At 61.1% G+C, this 24214-nt stretch carries 7 protein-coding genes; all 7 read left to right on the top strand.

The features are described from left to right. The first annotated feature begins 105 nt into the window (after positions 1-105). Entirely contained in the window at positions 106-1332 is a 1227-nt protein-coding gene (locus tag GRI91_RS11215; RefSeq protein ID WP_160736748.1) for a CaiB/BaiF CoA transferase family protein, read from the top strand. Beyond that, positions 1332-2648, top strand: coding sequence for a serine hydrolase domain-containing protein (locus tag GRI91_RS11210; protein ID WP_160736747.1), 1317 nt, complete (start codon positions 1332-1334; stop codon positions 2646-2648). The genes GRI91_RS11215 and GRI91_RS11210 overlap by 1 nt, the downstream gene beginning before the upstream one ends. Further along, positions 2648-3946, top strand: coding sequence for a CitMHS family transporter (locus GRI91_RS11205; protein WP_160736746.1), 1299 nt, complete (start codon positions 2648-2650; stop codon positions 3944-3946). The genes GRI91_RS11210 and GRI91_RS11205 overlap by 1 nt, the downstream gene beginning before the upstream one ends. Next, positions 3943-4848 (top strand): hydroxymethylglutaryl-CoA lyase, encoded by a 906-nt coding sequence (locus GRI91_RS11200; RefSeq protein WP_160736745.1) that lies wholly within the window; start codon positions 3943-3945, stop codon positions 4846-4848. Before GRI91_RS11205 ends, GRI91_RS11200 begins: the two co-directional genes overlap by 4 nt. 11 nt (positions 4849-4859) lie before the next feature. Next, the gene (locus GRI91_RS11195) at positions 4860-7049 is read left to right on the top strand and encodes a beta-glucosidase (RefSeq protein ID WP_237437800.1); all 2190 of its coding nucleotides are present in this window, start codon (positions 4860-4862) and stop codon (positions 7047-7049) included. Beyond that, positions 7046-8650 carry a tannase/feruloyl esterase family alpha/beta hydrolase gene (locus GRI91_RS11190; protein WP_160736743.1) on the top strand — a complete coding sequence of 535 codons (1605 nt, stop codon included), beginning with the start codon at positions 7046-7048 and terminating at the stop codon, positions 8648-8650. The genes GRI91_RS11195 and GRI91_RS11190 overlap by 4 nt, the downstream gene beginning before the upstream one ends. A 436-nt stretch (positions 8651-9086) precedes the next feature. Next, positions 9087-24158: an autotransporter outer membrane beta-barrel domain-containing protein gene (locus GRI91_RS11185; RefSeq protein ID WP_160736742.1), complete on the top strand. Its 15072-nt coding sequence runs from the start codon at positions 9087-9089 to the stop codon at positions 24156-24158. Positions 24159-24214: the final 56 nt, after the last annotated feature.

The following is a 24214-nucleotide window of genomic DNA, read 5'->3' as shown; positions in this document are numbered from 1 at the left end:
CTCCGATTTATTTATTAAGTCAATTAATCTCCGTTACTTATATAGATTGCAAGTAAATTTACGTTTTTGGTCGCGGATGGCTGGTTGCCAAAGGAATTTGTTATAATGTTGTCTCTCTTGCGAGGAATACGCGTCCTGGACCTGACCACGGTCGTCCTTGGCCCCTATGCCAGTCAAATTCTCGCCGACATGGGCGCGGAGGTGACCAAGGTTGAGCCGCCCACGGGCGATGTCTTTCGATCGGTGCGCCCGGGGCGTTCGGAAAAACTCGGCGCGGGCTTCATCAACACCAACAGAAACAAGAAATCGATCGCGGTCGATCTGCAGACGCCGGAGGGGCGGAAGGTGCTGGCGGATCTCACCCGAAACAGCGATGTCGTGGTGCATAATATGCGTCCGGTTTCGGCGAAGAAGCTCGGTCTCGATTTCGAGACGCTGAAATCCTTCAACCACCGCATCATTTATTGTTACGCGGCTGGTTTCGGGCAGGGCGGCAGCAATGCCAATGAACCGGCCTATGACGATACTATCCAGGCTGCCTCGGGCCTCGCATACCTCAATGCCAACGCACAGGGTGAACCCCGCTTTCTGCCGACCATCATCGCCGATAAGGTGGGCGGACTCCATCTGGCGATCGCCGTACTTGGCGCGCTGGCATCAGAGGATCGCGGCAAGCGAGCTATGTGCATTGAAGCACCGATGTTTGAAAGCCTGATATCTTTCCTGCTGGTAGAGCAGCTGGCCGGCAAGACTTTCGATCCTGCCCTGGGCGGTATCGGGTACGACCGCCTGCTCTCCCCCTATCGCAAACCATTCAAGACCAGCGACGGTTTCGTGTCGATCATTCCCTATAACGGGACGCATTGGGCGCGTTTTCTCGAGCTGGTGGGCCGCGACGATCTGGCGACTGACCCCCGCGTGCTCGATCCGGTAAAACGAAGCCAGAATATCGATATGCTTTATGCGGTGATCGAGGAGAGCACGCCGGACCGCACGACCGACGAATGGATCGAGCTGCTCAGCGAACGGGACATCCCGCATGCCAAGGTCAACCGTGTTGAGGAGCTGTTCGAACATCCGCACCTGAAGGAGGTCGGCATGTTCTCGCATGTTCAGCACCCTACTGAAGGATCGCTGCTATCGGTGCGCACGCCATTCTCGGTATCCGATGACACCGCGTCGCAACCGGATAGCCTGGCGCCTGCATTGGGCCAGCACACCAGAGAAGTCCTCCGGGCCATCGGCTATGACAAGGCCACGATCGACGAATTGCTGGAGCGCGATATCGTGCGCAGCGACGAAGAGACATCAGACCAGGAAAAGGATCGCTGATGCACCAGTTTCCCGCCCGCAAGGCCGCAGCCTTTCTCCTCGCACTGACCATTGCTGTGCCAGGATGCACCGCTATGCCTGCCCAAACCGCGACGTCATCAGCGACGCAGAATCCATCTGCGCGTGACGCCGCAGCCGTCAGCGAGCTTCGCTCGACCCTCTCCCGAATGGTGAAACAGAAACAGATCCCGGGGGCAATCGTGCGCATCGTACAGAACGGTGAAAGCCTCGCCGATATCCGTGTCGGCTTTCAGGATGTGGAGGATAGGACCTCGATCTCCGAGAATACGATCTTCCGCCTGTATTCCATGTCAAAACCGATCACGAGCGTGGCGATCATGATGCTCGCTGAGGATGGCAAGCTTTCGCTTGACGATCCAGCATCCAGATTCCTGCCCGAATTTGAGGATATGCGCGTTTATTCGGGCGGCACGCTGGAAGACATGCAGACCGTGCCGATCGCGCGTCCGATCACGATCCGGGATTTGCTCACCCACACGTCGGGCATCACCTATCATTTCACCGGCAACACACCGGTTCATCAATATTACCGCAAATATGGCGTGATGCGGGATACGCCGGTGGGCAGGAACCCCGGTGACGGCGCTCCGGCGCGCTCGCTCGATCAGCTGGTCGAGCGGATTGGCAAGGCACCGCTGCTCTATCAGCCAGGCGAGCATTTTGCCTATAGCTATTCAACCACGGTTCTGGGGGCGATTATCGAACGCGCAAGCGGCATGCGCCTCGACCGGTTCATGCGAACGCGCATTTTCGATCCGCTCGATATGCGTGACACGGGCTTTTTTGTGCAGGGCACGGCGCTGGACCGTTTCATTGTGAATTATCTCGCTACGGCGGATGGCTTGGAGGCGATCGAGGACCGCAACAATACCGATTATAAGGACCCGGACCGACTGCTTGATGGCGGCGGCGCGATTGCCAGCACGGCGGAGGACTATCTCCATTTTGCAGAGATGCTCGCTAATCGCGGTGAGTTTCGCGGGCGGCGTCTGCTGAGCGCGCGCAGCGTGGACGCCATGTTCTTACCCCGCACCCATGTCGAGGGATTGGGGCCGGAAAAGACACCATTTGGGTATGGTTTTGCAATTGGCGATGCGCAGAGCGCGGCCGCAGGAATGCAGCCCGCTAACACCTATGGTTGGTCAGGATCTGGCAACACCTATTTCTTTGTCGATCCCGACCATGACGCGGTCGCTTTGCTGATGACGCAGGTTCTGGTGGGGGCCGACAGCCAGGATCGCACGATGTTGCTGCGCAAGGCCGTGAACAAGGCCGCGGAAGCGCTGATACACTAATGCTCGCGCTTGCTGGCCTTCTCACGATCCTGGCTATCCTGGCGGCGATCCTGACCAAGCGTCTGTCGCCGATGGTCGCGCTCGCCGGAATTCCGATGCTGGCACTCATCCTGCTTGGCGACGGTATGGCCATTGGCGAATATGCCAGTGCAGGCATCATCACCGTCGCGCCGATGGCGGCTATGTTTCTGTTCGCGATCATATTCTTTGGCATTCTCGCCGATGCGGGGCTCTTCGCCCCCGTGGTCAAGGCCGTGATCGGAGCGAGCCGCAACCGTCCGGCGCGGATCACGCTGGGAACGGCGCTGCTTACCTCAATCGTGCATCTCGACGGATCGGGCGCGACCACATTCATGATCGTTATTCCGGCCCTGCTACCGATCTATGAGCGGGCCAGGATGGACCGAAGGCTCCTGGCCTGCGTAGTGGGGATGGCGGCGGGCGTGGGCAATATGCTGCCATGGGGCGGGCCGACCATCCGCGCGGCCACTGCGCTCGAAACGCCGGTGATGACCCTGTTTGCCCCGCTCGTGCCAGTCTATCTTTTCGGATTTGCAGCGATGCTTTTCATTTCCTGGTGGCTGGGCCGGCGTGAAACGTCGCGGATCGGCAAGACGGAGGAGGCCGATGGCTTCGGTCTCAGTCTGGACAGCGCCGACCAAGATGTCCTCCCGCCAATTCGCTGGCGCTATATTGTCAATGTGCTCACCGTCGTTGCCGTCATCGCGGCGATGCTGACGACCTGGCTGCCTCCGGCGATTGCCTTTCTCGCCGGAACCATAGTGGCCCTGCTGGTCAATCACCCCGATGTGACCGCGCAGCGCGAGGCAGTCGAAAAGCATGGCCCGGGCGCGGTCATGATGGTTGGCATCCTGTTTGCTGCGGGTGTCTTTACCGGCATCATGGGGGGCAGCGGCATGTTGGCGGCGCTCGCCGAAAAGGGCGCGGGTCTTTTGCCCGAAGGCGCCGCCAGCAGCATGCCGGTGATCGTAGCCGTGCTGTCGATGCCGCTCAGCTTGTTCTTCGATCCGGATTCCTTCTATTTCAGCATATTGCCGGTGCTGGGCGGCATCGCGGGCCATGCCGGTGTCGATCCGTTGTCTATTGGCCGTGCGGCCGTGCTTGGCCAGATGACGACCGGCTTCCCGATCAGCCCGTTGACCCCGGCTACCTTCCTGCTGATCGGGCTGTCGCGCATCGAACTGGCAGACCATCAGCGCTACAGCTTTTTCTGGCTCTTCCTGCTCACCTTGCTGATGACCGGGGCGGCTATTCTATTCGGGGTAATTCTGCCATGACCATGCCGTCCACCATCGAAATTGTAGAAGTGTCTCCGCGAGACGGCTTGCAAAATGAAGCGCGGCTGCTGTCGACTGAGGACAAGTTGGCGTTGATCCACAAAGCCGTCGACGCAGGCGTGCGCCGGATTGAAGTCGCCAGCTTCGTGCACCCTAAGCGCGTCCCGCAAATGGCCGATGCCGAAGCGGTATGTGCCGGCCTGCCAAAGAATAGTGAAGCAATCTGGGTCGGCTTGGCCCTCAATCGACGCGGTGTAGAACGCGCGCTGGCTACGCAAATAAACGAGATCGGCGCTGTGGTTTGTGCCAGCGATGGTTTCGCCAGTGCCAATCAGGGATGCAGTGCCGAGCAGACGATTGAGGATGCGATAGAAATCATCACCATGGCCAGGGCCGCTGGTCGGCGGGCCCAGGCCACGATTTCAGTCGCCTTCGGTTGTCCATTTGACGGCGAAATTGCGATTGACCGGGTGGCGGATATCGCGCGGCGGCTGGCGGCGGCTCATCCGCATGAGATCGCCTTAGGGGATACCATCGGTGTGGCGACGCCCCGGCATGTGCAGCAATTAATGGCTGCTGTGCGCAGCGCGGCGCCGGCCATACCGCTACGCATGCATTTCCACGACACCCGCAACAGTGCAATTGCCAATGCCTGGGTGGCGTTGGAGGCAGGAGCTGCGACCCTGGACTCCTCGATCGGAGGCAGCGGAGGCTGTCCTTTCGCGCCGGGCGCAAGCGGTAACGTCGCCACGGAGGACCTGCTCTACATGCTAGGCCGCAGCGGCATTGCCAGCGGCATCGATCTTTCGAACATCATCTCAGCGGCGCATTGGCTGTCCGAACGACTGGACAGACAATTGCCCGGTAGTCTCGGCCGTGCGGCCCCTTTCCCATCACTATGAAGGAAGTAAATATGCGCGTTTCCTTACTTGCGCTCTCGATGCTGGCTGTTGCGGCACCCGCTGTGGCTCAGGATGATGACCCAGACGCGCGGGCAGCCGCGACGATCGATCAGATGGAGCCAGCCGAACGAACGATATTGACTCATGGCATCATGGCGCTGCCTTTGGGCGAGGATTTCGCTCTACCCGAGGACGGGGTGCTGGGTGCCGGTTATGTTCCTGGTATTTCGCGGCTGGACGTTCCCTCGCTGCGCGAAACCGATGCCAGCCTGGGTGTGGCCTGGGCCGGAGGTGCGCGCAAGGACCGGGCGACGGCTCTTCCATCCGCTGTCGCGATGGGTGCAACCTGGAACCCCGAACTCATGCGCCGCGCTGGTGAGATGATTGGCGGCGAAGCGCATGCCAAAGGCTTCAACGTACTGCTGGCGGGCGGTATCAATCTGATGCGCGATCCGCGCAATGGGCGCACTTTTGAATATTTCAGCGAGGATCCGTTGCTGTCGGGTGTGCTCGGCGGGGCGGCAGTCACAGGTATCCAGTCTCAACATGTGATCTCCACCCTGAAGCACTTCGCACTGAACGCACAAGAGACCGGGCGCCATTTCATGAGCGCCAATATCAGCGATGCACCGGCGCGTGAAAGTGATCTGCTGGCGTTCCAGATTGCCATTGAACGCGGCGACCCCGGATCGATCATGTGCGCGTACAACCGGGTCAATCAGGATTATTCCTGTGGCAGTGACTATCTACTCAATCAGGTGCTCAAAACGGATTGGGGTTATCGCGGCTGGGTGATGTCGGACTGGGGCGCGGTTCATAAGTTGGCAGATGCGATCCACGGCCTCGATCAGCAATCCGGTGAGCAGCTCGACGAGCGGGTGTTTTTTGGTGACATGCTGGGATCAAAGGCGGCGAGCGATCCAGTCTATGCCCGCCGACTGACCGACATGAATCACCGCATCTTGCGCAGCATGTATGCGGTCGGTGTTGATCGCTTTCCCGCTGAAAAAGCCAAGATCGACTGGGAGGCCAACGCGGCGGTTGCACGCGAAACCGCGCAGCAGGGCATCGTTTTGCTGCGCAATGTGAAGGATGCCCTGCCATTGTCTGCCACGGCAAGGACGATAGCGGTGATCGGCGGCTATGCCGACACGGGCGTATTGTCAGGAGGTGGCTCCTCGCAAGTATTGGGTGAAGGGCCTGCGGTGTCGATTTCGATGGGAGGAAGCGGACCGTTCGCCGGCTTCATGTCGCAAAGCTACCAAAAATCCGTGCCGCTGAACGCGATCCGCGAACGCGCCCCTGACGCTGAAATCCGTTTCCGCAATGGTCGCTACATCACCGATGCCGTGGAGGCTGCCCGGCGTTCGGATGTCGCGATAATCTTCGCCACGCAGTGGATGGCCGAGGGACTGGACGTGCCTGACCTGTCGCTGCCCAATGGTCAGGATGATCTGATCGCAGCCGTGGCTGCCGCTAATCCCAACACGATTGTCGTGCTTGAAAATGGTGGGCCGATCGTGATGCCGTGGCTGGACCAGACTGCGGCCGTGCTCGCCAGCTGGTATCCTGGGGGTGAGGGAGCCGACGCGATTGCGTCGATCCTGTTCGGTGAGGTCAATCCATCGGGTCACCTGCCAGTGACTTTCCCGGCCAATGTCGGCCAGTTGCCGCGCCCGGTTCTGCCCGGCAGCGATATGATCGAGACGAATTTTCTGGGCAAGGGTGAAGAGGGCCAGACGCTTGATGTCGATTACGACATTGAAGGCTCGGATGTGGGCTATCGCTGGTTTGCGCGGCAGAAAGAAGCGCCGCTTTTCCCCTTCGGTTTCGGGTTAAGCTACACCAGTTTCAGCCATAACGATATCAAGCTGGCCGATGATGGCTTGAGCGCGACTGTGCGGCTGACCAACAGCGGGAAACGCGCTGGTGCAGATGTTGCGCAAATCTATCTGATTTCGGGACCGTGGGGTTCGTCCCGTCGCCTGCTCGGTTTTGAACGGGTTGAGCTTGGCGCCGGGGAAAGCAAGAGTGTGGAAGTTTCCTTCGATCCGCGCTTGCTGGCGCAATGGCAGGATGGCGCCTGGGTTCGCCCTGCCGGTAAATATCGTATCGCACTGGGCAAATCTGCGATCGACTTTGGCCCCGAAGCAACGATAACCCTTCCTGCCGCACGCTGGACCGGCGGCCAAATGAAATGACGATTTTTGCTCGCTGCTCGCTCTTTCTGTTGGCGCTGATCCTGGCAGTTCCCGGCCATGCCGCCTGCGAGAATCTGCTGACCGGGAGCGGCGGCGGTGCAGTCGTCGTCTCGGCCTTGCCGACTTCCGGCCCGCTCCACATTCCCGGCCGATGGGGCGAGCCGGATCAGCAAATCGAAACGGGTACATATTGCCTGGTGAAAGGGGCGATCTCTGCTGTTGAGGGATCGCGGATCGGGTTTGAATTATGGCTGCCTGAAACGGGCTGGAACCACCGCATTCGTATGTTTGGCAACGGCGGCTACAGCTCTTCATTGCCCAGGGCGCAAATGGCGAAGGCATTGGCTGAAGGCTATGCTGTCACGGCCACGGACACCGGCCATCAGGGCGATGACCCGGCCTTTGCGATCGGCCTTTCCCAATCAATAGCGGACTGGGGGCACCGGGCGGTGCACGAGACGATAATCACCGCCAAAGCGCTGACCGAGCGCTTCTATGGAACGGCGCCGCGCTATTCCTATTTTGACGGCTGTTCGACCGGCGGGCATCAGGCGCTGCAGGAGGCGCAACGTTATCCATCCGACTTTGACGGGATTGTTGCCGGTGCACCGGGCCATAACCGTACCCATCTTAATGCCGCTTTCCTATGGCAGTTCGTCCAAAATCATGAGGCAACTGCCCCTTCTCGCGCGATCCTGACACCGGACAAGCTGCGCGTGTTGCATCGCTGGGCCCTTAAAATTTGCAGCGGCAAGGATGGCCCGATGAAGGGATTGGGGGGAGCGGCCTATATCGACGATCCGCTCGCCTGCCGCTTTGATCCGCAAATTGCCGCCTGCTCCCCTGGGCAGGACACGGCGCAATGTCTCACGCCGCCGCAGGTCGCCGCCGCACGCCGCATGTATGATGGCACGCGCAACCCGCGCAGCGGTGAGCTCATCTATCCACCATGGTTGCCGGGCAGTGAAGGCATTGGTCCGGCGCACTATCCGCTGCCCGGATGGAGCCAATATTGGGCAGACCCCGCCGATCCGTCACAACCAGCCAGAGCCAGCTTCTGGCGCTTTTGGGCATTCGCTCTCGACTGGAAATGGCAGGATTTCGATTTCGATGCCGATATGGAAATCGTGGACGAAAAGCTTGCTGGCTCGATCAATGCCATGTCGGCCGATCTTTCCGCCTTTCACGCGCTTGGCGGCAAGCTGATCGAATATCACGGACTGGCCGACCCCGTTGTGAGTCCCTGGGATTCAATCGATTATTTCCAACGTGTTCGGGCGCAATCGGGTGCCGAAACGTCAGGTTTCTACCGCTTGTTTCTGGCGCCCGGTGTAGGCCATTGTAGCGGCGGGCCGGGGCCCAGCACATTCCACACCCAGTCGGCGATTGAGGCTTGGGTCGAGCAAGGCCGCGCACCTGAGCGTCTGATTGTCAATGCAATGGATGGTGACGGATCAGAGGCTATGTCACGGCCGCTATGCCCATTCCCGCAACGCTCTGTTCCTCTAACTGATGACAGTGTCGGCGCATCTCTCCAATTCGCTTGCACCTCGGACCGTAGGTTACGAACAAAGAGTATTGCAGCGCGCTATCGCCGGTAATGATTTGAGTGTGGAATTAGCATTTTCAGGCGTTCCATCTGACTTATTTCGACGAGAGGTTTTCCGCATAGCCCGATGGGCGAAAACTTGAGCTGCAGATGCGAAAAAGCTTCAGCCAATATTCCGCCGATATACCAGCGGGTTAACCTTTTTGCAGGCTGCGCATTTTTGATGCGTATGCAATAAAACTATGAAAACAAAAGAATAATAATGATAGTTAACATAGGGTAAAATATAACAAACACGCTTGTTAACGCAATTCTTACCTCCTAAGCACTAGTGCGTATTCTGGAGGTGGAATTGGGTTCGGGATCGCCCAATGCCTCCAAGGAATTTTTGGGGATTTACTTTGCAAAATATCGATCAGGCAGCGATTTCTGAATCCAACGGGAACAGCTCGCTGAGACGCTCTTTGATGTTCAGAGCTGGCAGTTCGATGATGGCTTTGACGGCGGTGATGGGGGCCAATCTCGTCACCATGGCACCAGCCTATGCGCAAGATGCAGAGCAGAATAATGAAGCTGATCCCACGCCGATCACACTCCCCAAAGAAGGTGATTTGATTTTCAATCCCGCAACCGGGAATATGGAAAAGGTCGTTTCGGTTGAGCCGCCGACCGTGGTGATCACCGATCAGGATTACGCGGTTCTTGTTCTCGATAAGGTCGGGCAGGAATTTACGGTGACCACCAAAGATGATGGTGATGTGAACTATCGCGTTTCGGCCGTTGAAAAAAATGACGATGGCAAGGTCACCGGAGTAACCATCAAAAACCTCGCGACTGAAGAGGAAGAAACTCCGCAATTCGCTGCTTCGATTGCTCCTGCAACAAATGCGACCGGGGTGTCCCAAGTCGATTTTGATGTGCCGGCAGGCGTAGATGTTTACCGCAATGTTCGTCGCGGCAGAAATGGTGGCAACGGCCGTGTCGGCGCGCTGTTCTTTTCGGCTGGTGACGGCGGAAACGGTGCAACCGGCGCAAACATTACCGATTCAATCGGCACCGGTGAAGTCTATACGTCCTCGTTCAATAACGTGGCCGGCGTTATCGTTCAAAGTATCGGCGGCGATGGCGGCAATGGCGGCGATGGGTATGCTGGTGCCAGCGGTGGCGAGGGCGGGAAAGCAGGTGTTGCCGGCGATGTCGACTTCACCACCGGCGCACGGGTGGAAACCGAAGGCCATGATGCCTACGGCGTTTTGGTTACATCATCCTCTGGCAAAGGGGGTGAAGGCGGCGATGGCTTTCTATTTTCCGGCGGCGGTGAAGGCGGCGGTGCGCCGGGTGTTGGCGGTGATGCGACGCTGACAAATACTGGTACTGTCAGAACGAAGGGTGATTATTCCATCGGTCTGTATGCCCAAAGTCTGGGCGGATCAGCCGGTGATGGCGGTGGTTCTTATGGCATCGTGTCCAGCGGCGGTGGCGGAAGCTTCGGCGGCAAAGGCGGCAACGCTCAGGTCAATCAGAACGGCACAGTCATTACCAACGGTAAGGCGGCGCACGGTGTGCTGGCCGAATCTGTCGGTGGCAGCGGTGGTGATGGCGGCTCCAGCGGAGGTCTGTTTGCAGACACCGATTCCGGGGGCGCTGGCGGTGATGGTGGTAATGTAAAAATCACTGCAGGCGGCAGCTCATATACAGAAACAACAGGCAATTTCGCCCATGCGCTGTTCGCACAAAGCGTTGGCGGTGGCGGCGGTAATGGGGGTGTCGCTATCGGCGGTGTCGCCATGGGCTCCAGCGCCAGCGAAGGCAGTGATGGCGGCAGTGTGTCTGTTGATGTCAGCGACGGTGCGCAAATTAAGACCGGTGGCATCTATTCCTATGGTATTCTGGCGCAGTCGGTGGGCGGCGGCGGCGGTTCGGCCGGCGTTACCGGCGGGCTGGTTGCGCTGGGCGGCGGATCCGGTGGCGGCGGCGAAGGCGGCAATGTAACCGTCGAAACCGAAGGATCTATTGATACCACAGGTGTTGGCGGCAAGGGCATTCTGGCGCAATCAATCGGTGGCGGCGGCGGCAACGCTTCTGGCTCTGGCGGCTTGGTTGCGCTCGGCGCAGAAGGCGGCACCGGCGGGGATGCTGGCAATGTCACTGTTCGCCAATATAAAAATGGTAAGATCACGACCACTGGCCACTATGCCGATGGTATTCTGGCGCAGTCTGTCGGCGGCGGTGGTGGCTCGGGCGGCGGCGGCGGCGGCCTGGTTGGCTTGGGTGCGTCTGGCACTGCTGGCGGCAAAGGCGGCTCTGTCACATTAAATAATGCGGGCTATGTCGCTACCAAAGGCGATGTCGCGCGCGGCATATTCGTGCAATCCGTCGGCGGCGGCGGCGGTGATGGCGGCGGCGGCGGCGGTCTGGTCGGCATTGGCGGTTCAGGCTCAGCCACGAGTGCAGGTGGCAATGTTTCCCTGACGAATTCCGGTAGCGTCTTCACTGAAGGCACGAGTTCTCACGGCATCTTCATTCAGTCGGTCGGCGGCGGCGGCGGTAATGGCGGTTCTTCTGGTGGCCTGGTTGCGATTGGTGGTTCCGGTGGTTCGGGCGGCCAAGGCGGTAAAGTCACTGTCAATAATAGCGGCCTTGTCGATACGCAGGGTGACGGCGCTTACGGCATCTTCGCGCAGAGCGTTGGCGGTGGCGGTGGCAATGGCGGCACGACTGGCGGCCAGCTGTCCATTGGTGGTTCCGGCGCGGACGGCGGCGACGGCGGCACCGTGAAAATGAGCCTTTCGGGGGCAACCCGTACTGATGGCGATGATGCAACAGCGATCTTCGCACAAAGCGTTGGCGGCGGCGGCGGTAATGGTGGCGGCGCTGTTTCTGCCGGTGCATTTGTTGCGGCCTCCTTCGGTGGCAGCGGCGGTAACGGCGGGGAAGGCGGCAATGTTTGCATTAACGCCAACAGCGCTTGTGACGACGCGACCAGTGGCCTGACCGATATCGGAATTGAAACGTTGGGTGACCGCGCAATTGGTGTGCTGGCGCAAAGCGTTGGGGGCGGCGGCGGTAATGGCGGGTTCGCGTTGTCCGGCTCGGCGGGTATTGGCGGTTCGGCGTCACTTTCCTTAGGTGGCAGTGGCGGCAAGGGCGGCGATGCCGGCAGTGTTGTCATTGGTCTGAGCGGCCAGGTTGAGACTGACGGCTTCCAGTCCGCAGCTATCTTCGCCAGTGCGGTCGGCGGTGGCGGCGGTAATGGCGGCCTCTCCGGTTCAGCTTCTTTCTCTGACGGTGCAGCGGCAGCGATTGCTCTGGGTGGCACTGGCGGTGACGGTGGTGAAGGCGGGCTGGTGACTGTCGGCAGCACGACCGACATTCATACAAAGGGCGGATTTTCTCAGGGTATATTCGCGCAAAGTGTTGGCGGCGGTGGCGGTAATGGCGGCATTGCAGCTACGATCAGCGGTGCTGGCGCTGTCGCGCTGGGGGGATCCTTCGGCGGCAAAGGTGGCAGCGGTAATGATGCCAAGGCAGTCGATGTCACGTCAGTAGGCGATATCAAAACCGAAGGCGTTTTCTCCGATGCGATCTTCGCTGAAAGCGTTGGCGGCGGCGGCGGCAACGGCGGTACGTCCGTGTCACTCGGTGGTGGCGGCACCATGTCCGGCAATCTAAGCTTCGGCGGTAATGGCGCTAATGGCGGTGATGCGGCGCGAGTGGATGTTGATTCCACCGGCACTTTGATCACGCTGGACAATTATTCCAACGGTATTTTCGCGCAGAGTGTTGGCGGCGGCGGCGGTAATGGTGGCGTTTCCGTTGCCGGCGGTGTCGGCGGTACGGGTGCGCTTACGGCTGCCTTTGGTGGTGCCGGGGCTAATGGTGGTTCTGGCGCGAATGTCAGCGTTTCCAGCGATGGCGATATTTCAACCGGCTCCGAAGATGATGATGGCAACATCCTGTCTGGCGATATGGCGAGCGGCATCGTCGCCCAGTCGATCGGCGGCGGCGGAGGCAATGGCGGCCTGTCCGTCAGCGCGGGCCTTGGCGGCACCGGCGCAATTGGTCTTTCCATGGGCGGCGGCGGCGGTCAGGGCGGTGTTGGCCGCAACGTCACCGTGGATTCCGAAGGCAACATCGTCACGCGTGGAACTGCTGCGACCGGCATTCTGGCCCAGTCGATTGGCGGCAGCGGCGGCAATGGCGGTGTTTCGGTCAGCGCCACCGGCGGTGGTACGGGGGCGGCCAGTCTCGGCTTTGGCGGCACCGGCGGCACGGGTGCCACCTCCGGCACGGTTAAGCTGACCAGCGACGGGAATGTTCTGACCAAGGGTGACAGTTCGCATGGCCTGCTGGCGCAAAGCGTCGGCGGCGGCGGCGGCAATGGTGGCGGCACGATTTCTGCGTCCGGGGGCGGCACCGGTGCGGCCAGCCTGTCCATGGGCGGCGATGGCGGCTCGGGCGGTGAAGCCGGTGCGGTCACACTCGGCAGCACGGGCAATCTTTACACGCTGGGCAACAATTCGAGCGCCATCTTTGCGCAAAGCGTTGGCGGCGGCGGCGGAAATGGTGGCTTCGCGATTAGTGCGGCGGGCGGCGCTTCAGGTGCTGTTTCGCTTGCCATGGGCGGTAGCGGCGGCAGTGGCGGTGCCTCCGACACTGTCACAGTGAACAGCACGGGCGATCTTTACACAGAAGGCGATTTCTCCACCGGCGCGACGGCTCAGTCGATCGGCGGTGGTGGCGGCAATGGCGGCTTCGCTATTGCTGCATCGGGCGGCCAATATGGCGCCATGTCACTTTCTTTCGGCGGCACGGGCGGAAGCGGCGGATCTTCTGACAATGCCAGTCTGATTTCCACGGGTAATGCCTCGACATCGGGTGATCATTCGCAGGCTCTCTTTGTCCAGAGCGTCGGCGGCGGCGGCGGCAATGGTGGCTTCGCCATCAGCGCGTCAGCTGCGCAATATGGCAATGCCAATATCTCCTTCGGCGGGGCCGGTGGTTCAGGCGGCAATTCCGGCGCATCCTATCTGGAAAGCACTGGCGGTACGCTGGCAGAGGGGCAGACCCATCACATCGTGACCACCGGTGATTTCAGCAGTGCGCTGCAATCGCAGAGCATTGGCGGCGGCGGCGGCAATGGCGGCTGGACTGCCAGCGCCGGCGGCAGCCAATATGGTTCGGTGGGTCTCTCTTTCGGCGGAGAAGGCGGAGAAGGCGGCAATGCTGACAAAGCCACGATTCTCTCGACCGGCAATGTCGGTACGGCGGGCGATCAGTCCAATGCTCTGCTGGCCCAAAGCATCGGCGGCGGCGGCGGCAATGGCGGCTTCGCGGCCACTGTTTCCGGCAGCAAATACGGCGCGGCGTCGCTGGCCTTCGGCGGTGCCGGGGGCACGGGCGGCCATTCCGATGATGTACTGGTAAAAAGCAATGGCCTGATCGTTACCGAAGGTGACATGGCCAATGGTATTTTCGCGCAAAGCGTTGGCGGCGGCGGCGGCAATGGCGGCTTTGCCGCTGCGGCCAGCGGTTCCAAATACGCCTCCGCCTCGCTCGCTTTTGGCGGATCTGGCGGGACGGGCGGCTATGCCGGGATCGTGGATGTAACCTCCATCGGTGACATCGCAACGCAGGGTGATCAGTCTTACGGCATCCTTGCGCAGTCGATTGGCGGCGGCGGCGGCAATGGCGGCTTCTCTGTCGCTGGCACGCTCACGACGGGGAGCAACAGTGCTGGACTCGCTTTGGCCATGGGCGGCGATGGTGGCCAGGGGGGCTATGCCGATGACGTGAACCTCGTTTCGACGGGTAATATCGGTACCAGCGGGGATAACTCCATTGGCCTGTTTGCCCAGTCAGTCGGCGGCGGTGGCGGTAATGGTGGATTTTCCGGCTCGCTTTCCGCGTCAAACAGCCGGGCGGTTGGGATCAGTCTTGGTGGATCGGGCGGATCGGGCAATGAGTCCGGCAATGTCGATCTGCGTTCGACGGGTATTGTCAGCACGCTTGGCAACAATGCTTCAGGCATTCTCGCTCAGGCGGTTGGCGGCGGCGGCGGCACTGGTGGTCTCAGCCTGAGTGCTGCGGTGACCATCGGTAAGGGCAATATTGGTTCCTCCAGTGCCGGCGAAGGTGGTTCCGGGGCGCTAGCAGGGACTGTCTATGCCGAAAGCACCGGCCTCGTCGTAACCGCCGGCAATGTTTCGCATGGCATCTTTGCGCAGAGTGTTGGCGGCGGCGGTGGTTCGGGCGGCTTTGCCATTAATGGTTCGGTTTCGGTTAAAGGCGGGTCCGAAGGCCAGGCAATCGGCGGGTTCGGCGGCACCGGCAACCATTCCAAATCCGTGGAAGTTCTCGTCAAGGCTGCTGGCGAGGTGCCGGAAGGATATGAAGGCTACAGCGTCGTTACCGGCGGCAACGGGTCCAATGGCATTTTTGCGCAGTCTGTCGGTGGCGGCGGTGGTTCCGGCGGGTTTACCGTAGGGGCTGGTTTCTCGGCCAAAGACGGTGCGGCAAGCACGCAAGTCGGCGGTGCTGGCGGGGCCGGGGGCGACGGCTCTACTGTCAAGGTAACCAATACCGGCAAGATCGCTACGGCGGGCGATGTCTCAAATGGTATTCTGGCGCAGTCGATTGGCGGCGGCGGCGGCAATGGTGGCTGGACCATCGGAGCTGACTTCTCCGGCGAGCAGGGGTTGGACGGCGATGTTGCGAGCGCGGTCGGCGGGCGGACAACGGTCCTGGATCATTCCGGTTCAACCGGCGGTGAAGGCGGTGTTGCGGGCGATGGTGACAGCGTCACTGTGAACAATACCGGCTTCATATATACCGAAGGTACGAAAGCGAATGGCATCTTCGCGCAGAGCGTCGGCGGCGGCGGCGGCAGCGGCGGCTTCTCTGTCGATCTGGATTTCACGCTGGAAGGAACCAGCGGCGCTTCCTCGGTCGGCGGCGGCGGCGGCGCTGGGGGCGACGCTTCCGATGTAACGGTAACGGCCTTTGACGGAATCCGTACGCTTGGTGATTCCGCCAACGGCGTGCTGGCGCAAAGCATCGGCGGCGGTGGCGGTGACGGTGCCTTTGCTGTCGGCGGGGCGATCGCCATGGGCGGCAATGCCGAATCCTCCATTGGCGGCGGCGCCGGTTCGCTCGGCGGCGAGGCTGGGAATGTGAAAGTCACCACCGGCGGCACGATTTTAACCGAAGGCAGCAATGCTAACGGCGTCTTCGCACAGAGCATCGGCGGCGGCGGCGGCAATGGCGGCTTTGCCGCTGGCGGAACGCTTTCGACCGGTAGTTCCATGAGCAATCTGGGACAAACGACATCCTCCATCACTGGCGGCCTGGGTGCCAATGGCTCGAAAGCCGGATCGGTATGGGTAGAGGCCAACAGTGATATTGGAACCAAAGGCTTCGCGGCCAATGCGATTTTCGCGCAGTCGATCGGCGGCGGCGGCGGTAATGGTGGGTTTTCTGCCGGGGGAAATATCAGCACGGGCACGACAATCATGTCGAGCACGGTCGGTGCCGGCGGGGGCGGTGAAGGCAGCGATGCGGGCATCGTTACGGTTCTGGGCACCGGCAATATCAGCACCGAAGGTAATCTGGCCAAGGGCGTCTTCGCGCAGTCGATCGGCGGCGGTGGCGGCAATGGCGGCTTCAGTGCAGCGCTTGGAATAAGCAATAAAGGCACCAATGCGACCGACAGCGTTGGCGGTTCGGGCGGTGTCGGCGGCGATGCCGCAGCGGTAAAGGTCGATCGTGACGGTTTCATCGTCACGACTGGTATGGATGCCGACGGAATTCTGGCTCAGTCGATTGGCGGCGGCGGCGGCAATGGCGGCTTCGCTGTGGGTCTGGGCGCGACGATGACCGGCCTGGTCAGCACCTCGGTCGGTGCGGGTGAAGGCGGCGCGGCTGGCGACGGCGCGCGTGTTGATGTGCTCGGCGAAGGCGATATCCAGACGGATGGCAATTTCTCTGCCGGTATCTATGCGCAGTCGATTGGCGGCGGCGGCGGTAATGGTGGCTTTGCCGCCGGCGGCAGCTTTGGCGGGGAATCCCTCTCAATCACTCAGTCCGTTGGCGGTGCCGGTGGCAGCGGTGGACTCGGCGGTGAGGTCAATGTCGATCGTACCGGAACTATCGTCACCAAGGGCCTGCAATCGACCGCAATACTCGCGCAGTCGATCGGCGGCGGCGGCGGCAATGGCGGCTTCTCCGCTGGTGGCAGCGTATCTCTCGACGGCGCGGCGATCAGCAATATCGGCGGCGGTGGCGGCGGTACAGCCAGCAATTCTGCCAATGTGACGGTTAAAAATTCCGGCATAATCGAAATCCTGGCTGATGGCTCTGTGGGCATCCACGCGCAAAGCGTCGGCGGAGGTGGCGGTAATGGCGGCTTCTCCGCAGGTGGCAGCTTCGCATCCATTGGCGCGGCTGGTTCCACGGTCGGTGGCAGCGCGGGTGCGGCAGGCAATGCCGGTGCGGTCTCCATCACGCAGGACGGTTCGATCTATACCCATGGTATGGATGCCGCGGCGATCGTCGCGCAGTCGATTGGCGGCGGTGGCGGCAACGGCGGTTTCTCGGTCAACGCATCTTTAGCCTCTTCGCTCGGCTCTTTGTCACAGGCGATTGGCAGTGCTGGCGGCGCGGGCGGTCATGCTGGCCATGTCGATGTGACGGCAAAAACCGGGCAGATCATGACTGGCTTTGAAGTCTCTGAGGATGAAGAAGCAGATCTGGTTCGCGCAAATGGCGAATTCAGCCACGGAATTCTGGCGCAGAGCGTCGGCGGCGGCGGCGGCAATGGCGGCTTTGCTTTCAGTGGCGGCGTAACGCTTGGCGATGTCGGTTATTCGGCCGCGCTCGGGGGTAATGGCGGCGACGGCAATTATGCCGGGACAGTAACCGTCAGCACAGAAGATATGGCCATCGCAACAGGCGGGGATGCGGCCCATGCCATCATCGCGCAGTCGATTGGCGGCGGCGGTGGCAATGGCGGCTTTGCAGGCTCCATCGCTACGGGTGAAGGCACCATCTCTAGCACCATTGGCGGTTTTGCCGGTGAAGGTTCGGACGCTGATGATGTCCTGGTCGAAATGCTTTCAGGCCGCGCGATCACTATGGGTGACAATGCAGCCGCAATCGTTGCGCAATCAATTGGCGGCGGCGGCGGTAATGGCGGCATGGCGCTTTCGGGCAATGTTTCGTCTACCGCAGGTGTTAGCCAAGCGCTTGGCGGTCAGGGCGGCGCAGGCGGTAAGGCTGGCAAGGTTACCGTTACTAGCGACGCGTTACTGATCGCAACTTCGGGTGAAATCTCCGATGGCATTTTGGCGCAGTCGATTGGCGGCGGCGGCGGCAATGGCGGCGTATCAGCCAGTGCAGGTCTGTCGCTGGGCGGCGCGTTGTCGAGCACCATGGGCGGCGTTGGCGGTGAAGGCCGCGATGCTGACACGGTAACCGTTGCGACGAGCAGCGACATCCTGACCACGGGCATCGGCTCGAATGGTCTGGTTGCGCAGTCCATCGGCGGCGGTGGCGGTCGTGGTGGCTTTGCTGCTTCTGGCATGGTCACGCTTGAGAGCTCGGTCAGCCAGTCGATTGGCGGCGGTGCCGGTGTCGGCGGCGTGGGCGGTGATCTACTGCTCAGCAATGAAGGCCAGATCCGGACTGAAGGTGATATGGCGTTCGGCGTGTTGGCGCAGACGATCGGCGGCGGCGGCGGCTCTGGCGGTTTTGCGCTGGGGGCAGGTGTCTCCGCAGAAGGTGCCACGGCTAATCAGAGTATCGGCGGTGCCGGTGGCACTGGCGGATCAGCTGGCACGATCAGCTTCATCAATGATGGTTCGATTTACACTCTGGGCACCGGGTCAACCGCAGTGCTGGCGCAGTCGATCGGCGGCGGTGGCGGCAGTGGCGGCTTTGCGCTGAATGGCAGTGCGGCCAGCTTGACGGCCCTGTCCGAAGCGATTGGCGGCAATGGCAGCGCAGCCGGTGATGGCGGCGCGATCACGCTGGAGAATGGCGCAGATGGTCAGATCGTTACCGAAGGCGATGCAGCCTATGGTCTCGTGGCGCAGTCGATTGGCGGCGGCGGCGGTAATGGCGGCTTTGCCATGGGGGCCAGCATCTCGCTCAGCGGTGATGCCGCGTCAGCGATTGGTGGCGGTGCCGGCGGAGCGGGCGGCAAAGGTGCTACAGTCAGCATCGAAAATGCCGGTCTGATCCTGACCAAGGGCAATTCCGCCGTAGGCGCATTGGCCCAGTCGGTTGGCGGCGGCGGCGGCACTGGCGGTTTCTCCGGCAGTCTGACCGGTTCGGGTGACAGTGCATTTGCACTTACTCTGGGCGGTGCCGGTGGCGATGGCGGAACTGGCGGCGTGGTGACGCTTACCAATAGCGGTCTGATTGAAGCGGACGGGACGAACTCCGTTGGTCTGTTCGGTCAGTCGGTTGGCGGCGGCGGCGGCCATGGCGGATTTTCGCTGGCAGCAGGTGCGGGGCTTTCGTCACTCAGCAACGCCCTTGGCGGTGCGGGCGGCAATGGCGGCGCGGGTGGCAGTGTAACGCTGGCCAACGCAACCGATGCCACCATTCTGACCAGAGGTGATTTGTCTTATGGTATCTTCGGCCAGTCGGTCGGCGGTGGCGGCGGTGCTGCTGGTTCGGCCGTTAATGGCACACTGAGTGTAGCGGACACGGTCAATATCACGCTCGGCGCGCTGGGCGGCGCGGGCGGTATTGGCGGCGATGTTACCCTGAGCAATGATGGCTATATCGTTGGCCAAGGCGGCAGCTCCGTCGGCATGTTCGGCCAATCGGTTGGCGGCGGCGGCGGTGCGGGCGGCTTTGCCGGTTCGCTGAATGTCTCCGGCGGTGGCTCGATTGCCCAGACCCTTGGCGGCGATGCTGGCATAGGTGGCGAAGGCGGAACGATTGCCATCACCAATTCCAAATATATTCTCATGGAAGGAGCCAATTCGATCGCAATGCTGGCGCAGTCGGTTGGCGGCGGCGGCGGCAAGGGCGGCTTTGCCCTGAGCGGCGGCGCTAATGCCGGCGACGGTTTTGCGAACACGCTGGGTGGTTCTGGTGGCGCCGGCGGTGCCGGTGGCGCGATCACCATGGAAAACTTGTTTGGCGGCAATGCCGAAGTTCTGGGCGACCAGTCCTATGGTATCTTTGCCCAAAGCGTTGGCGGCGGCGGCGGTACCGGCGGCATGGCGGTTAGCGGTGCATTGTCGGCGGGCTCCTATGCCTCGCTCGCTCTTGGTGGCAGCGGTGGCGCGGGCGGGAATGGCGGCGTCATCACCATGAACAATGTCGGCGACGTGGTTACCCATGGTGTTGGTTCCGTGGCCATCTTCGCGCAAAGCGTGGGCGGCGGCGGCGGCGCTGGTGGCTTCAGCGGCGGTCTGTCGCTGGCGGCCGATGCAACAACGACGCAGGTTCTGGGTGCCAGCGGCGGTGCTGGCGGTGATGGCGGCGATATTTCCGTGGTTAGCCGCGGTCGGGTGCAGACCCGTGCCAATCAGTCGATTGCATTGTTTGCGCAAAGCGTGGGCGGCGGTGGCGGTCTGGGCGGCTATTCGCTGCTCGGCAATGCCAATGTCGGCGCAGGTATTACCAATAATCTCGGAAGCACAGGCGGTGATGGCGGTGACGGCGGCAATGTGACGCTGGAAAATCGCAAGACGCTGAACACGCAGGGCAACCTGTCCTACGGCATTTTTGCACAGAGCATCGGCGGCGGCGGCGGTGTCGGCGGGGTTTCCGCGACCGGCACCGTATCGACGGGTAATGTCGGCCTGAACTCGATCCTTGGCGGTCAGGGCGGTGCAGGCGGCGATGGCGGTGACATCACCGTTACAAATAGTGGCGACATGATCATTCAGGGCTCGGGCTCGGTTGGTGTGCTCGCCCAGTCCATCGGCGGCGGCGGCGGCGCTGCTGGCTTTGCCGGTTCGCTGGATGTTTCTGGCGGCACGATGGCGAATGTCCTCGGCGGTCAGGGTGGCGCTGGCGGTGATGGCGGTGATGTGACGGTAATCTCAACCGGAACGATCCTTACCGAAGCTGATGATTCCATCGCAGTTCTGGCTCAGAGCATTGCTGGCGGCGGCGGTCAGTCCGTCTTTGCCATTGATGCGCAAAGCGGTGCTTTCGACACGGTAACTCTGCAGCTTGGCGGCTCGGGTGAAGGTGTCAGCGGCTCGCAGGGCGAGGTCGTGGTCGATATTTCCGGTGGTCAGCTACAGAGCCAGGGGGCCTTGTCCTATGGTATTCTGGCGCAGGCGATTGGCGCGGGCGGCGGTAATGCTGCCATCTCCGTTCCTGATCCGCTGGAATTCGGTGAAGGGGGGCTCACGCTCCGCTCCGGTTCGACCGGTGGCTATATTGGCGACGGCAATCTGGTTACGGTCACCAACGGTAACACGATCTACAATACGGGGGCTGGTGCCATTGGCCTAGTTGCGCAGTCGATCGGCGGCGGCGGCGGTGCAGAAGGCGTCACGGGTGACGTGGTCTTTGCCTCCGAAGCTTCCTTTATTGCGGCCGTTGCAGGCGGTGCGGGCAGTTCTGCCGGCTCCGGTGCGGATGTTACGATTGCCAATGATGCGGTGATCGTGACGGAAGGCCATGCGGCAATGGGCCTGGTGGCACAATCGATCGGCGGCGGTGGCGGTGTGAATACGCTGGCGCTCGGCGAAGCCGAAGGCACGCTGAACAGCGTTTCGCTCTATAGCGGTGGCTCGCAAAATGTGGCCAGCAATGGCGGCGATATTACCTTCACCGACTCCTCCGGTGCAATCGGCACGACTGGCCGCCTGGCGACAGGCATGCTGGTGCAGTCGATCGGCGGTGGCGGCGGTGCCAACACCTTGACCGCGCTTAACGGCTTTGAAGTGTCGGGTGATGGCATCTCGCTTGGTGCAGGTGGCACCGGCGCGGGCGGCAATGGCGGTGACATTATGCTTCGCCAGAGCGCCAGCGTGGTTACGGAAGGGGCCGGCGCAACCGGCATTATCCTGCAGTCGATCGGTGGCGGCGGCGGTTATACCGGCATTGAGAACACGCGTGGATCGGGCGTCGTGAGCGATCTGAGCCTTGGTGGTTCCACCGGTAATGGCGGCGCGATTGATTTCGTGCTTGATGCTGCGGTTCAAACCACTGGAGCTGCGGCGGCAGGTGTCGTCATTCAATCGATTGGCGGCGGTGGCGGCTATATAAACAGCGTGGGGGCCAACATTGCCAGCACGCTCAGCTCTGGCGGCGGTACGGGCACTGGCGGCGATGTTTCAGTCACAATCAATGATGAAATCGTCACCACCGGAGCCGGTTCGACTGGTCTGATCGTCCAATCAATCGGCGGCGGCGGCGGAACTGTCGTTGCGACCAATCGCTTTGGCTCGGTCCTGAACCCGCAGATCACGGCACGCGACTTGCCGCAATCACCGGGCAGCCTTGATCCGGTCGCTGTTGGCCCAATGTCGATCATGGCGCTGCCCAATGTTGCACTGACGACGCAAAGTCTCGCACCGGCAGACATCACGCCTATGGCTTTGCCGGCCAGTGATGGCGGCGCGGTTGATCTGGTGGTCAATTCGGCCATCGTCACCGCCGGGGCGAATGCGGATGGTGTGGTTGCAGAGTCGGTCGGCTCTGGCGCCGGGGCCAAGGGCGGGACGGTTGATCTGACCGTCAATGCCAATGTCCTGACGCAGGGCGATGGTTCCAGCGCTCTGGTGGTTAAGAGCCAGGGTGATGGTGGTGGTTCCGCGATTACGGTGAATATCGGCGAAGTCGATATCGTCGGCGGCAAGGGCGGCAATGCGCTGTCTCTGCTGGGCGGAGCAGACAATACGATCACGACCGCAGGCACGCTGCAGACGCTGGATGGGGACGATGGCATGGTCATCTTCGCTGAAGGCGGTAACAACACGATCGTCAATTCCGGTCTGGTTATCGGCTCCATCGATCTGGGTGAGGGCGATAACAGCTTCACCAATGTTGATGGTGGTCAGTTCCTGGCTGGCCCGATCGTGAATGTCGGCACCGGCGTTTTTACCAATTCCGGCCTGATCAATCCGGGCGAAGTCGGCCTTGTTGCTGACCTGGCCGTGATGGGCAATTTCGCCCTGACGGAAACCAGCATGTATAATCTGGATCTCGATTTCCAGACGAACAGCTCGGATCAGGTGCTGGTTTCAGGTTCGGTAGTTGTCGATGGGACGGTCAGCGTCAATCTGCTCAATACGGGCTATGCCCAGACGGGCGAGCATGAGCTGGCAATCATCACGGCTGAAGGCGGCGTGACGGCCGCCAATGAGGTGGAACTGATTACGCCTGTTTCCGCTTCGGCTACCTATGCGCTGACCTATTCCACCAATGCGCAATCGCTGAATTATGTCATCGATTATGCGCCGGAGGGTCTGACCGGTCTGCAATCCAATGTGGGCGGCGCGGTCAATGCGATCCAGATGAACCCGAATGACACCTTTGCGCCCACGGCGGCGGCGATCTTCGCTGTCGACAACGTGGACGATCTCGGCATGCTGTATGACAGCCTGAGCGGGGAAGGTATCACGGCAGGACAGACGGCATCGTTCTCGGCCATTGCCACCACGCATGACCTGATTGAAACGCAGTTGCAGCAGCGTGTCGGCCCCTATGCGGCTGAATATCGCTCCGAACCTTCGGGCAATCTGTGGCTGGCCATGCAAGGCGGACGGGAACGTCTGGCTGGCGCAAACGGCAGCCATGACATGCGCAATTATGGCTATGCCATTCAGGGTGGTTGGGACATTCGCCCGAATGACCGGACCGTGATCGGCGCGACCTTCGGTTACAATCCTCAGGACTTCAAGGTTCCGGGCGTTGGTACGGAAGGCAAGGTCAAGGTCTATACCGGCGGTGTCTATGCGGGCATGCATCCGGGTGCGTGGACGATCAGTGCTGATCTGCTCTACAGCCGGATCGACATGAAGTATAATCGTTCGATGACCACGTCGGTCGCGAATTACGGCATGGCCTATGGCAATGTTAATCTGCACGGCTATTCCGGCCGTCTTCAGATTGCCCGGGTCTTCAATGCCGGTGAGCTGAAGGTTCAACCCTTCGGTGCGCTCGACTTCACGCAGCTCGATATGAATGCCTTCGAAGAAACGGCTGAGCCAGGCTACAATGCCGGTCACGGGCCGCTTGATCTTGCCATTTCCGCAAAGGGTACGGCGCGTACGCGTAGCTGGCTCGGCATGGATATTGGCGGTGAAACGCAGCTTTCCGAAGGGTCTTCCCTGGTGGCATCGCTGCGTGGGGCATGGATCCACGATTTCGATCCGGAGCGCTCCGTCACCGGAGCGTTCTACACCGCGCAGCAGCAGACGTTCGATACGTTTGGTGCTCCGGGGGTCAAGGATGCCGCCCGTTTCGATCTGCGCGCTGTGCTGAAGCAGAAGAATGTCGATCTGCAATTCGGCGTCGGTGCAACGGTGAGCGACGACTATACGGATGCGAAGGTTCAGGCCGGTATCCGTATCGCCTTGTGATGCCGTGTCAGTCTGATCTGACACACTGATCAGCAGAGAGGCCGGGAGAATTCTCC

The organism is Altericroceibacterium endophyticum (assembly GCF_009827595.1).
GTDB lineage: Bacteria > Pseudomonadota > Alphaproteobacteria > Sphingomonadales > Sphingomonadaceae > Altericroceibacterium > Altericroceibacterium endophyticum.
The sequence above is the reverse complement of the archived record's forward strand: the minus strand, read 5'-3'. Positions and strand labels throughout refer to the sequence as shown.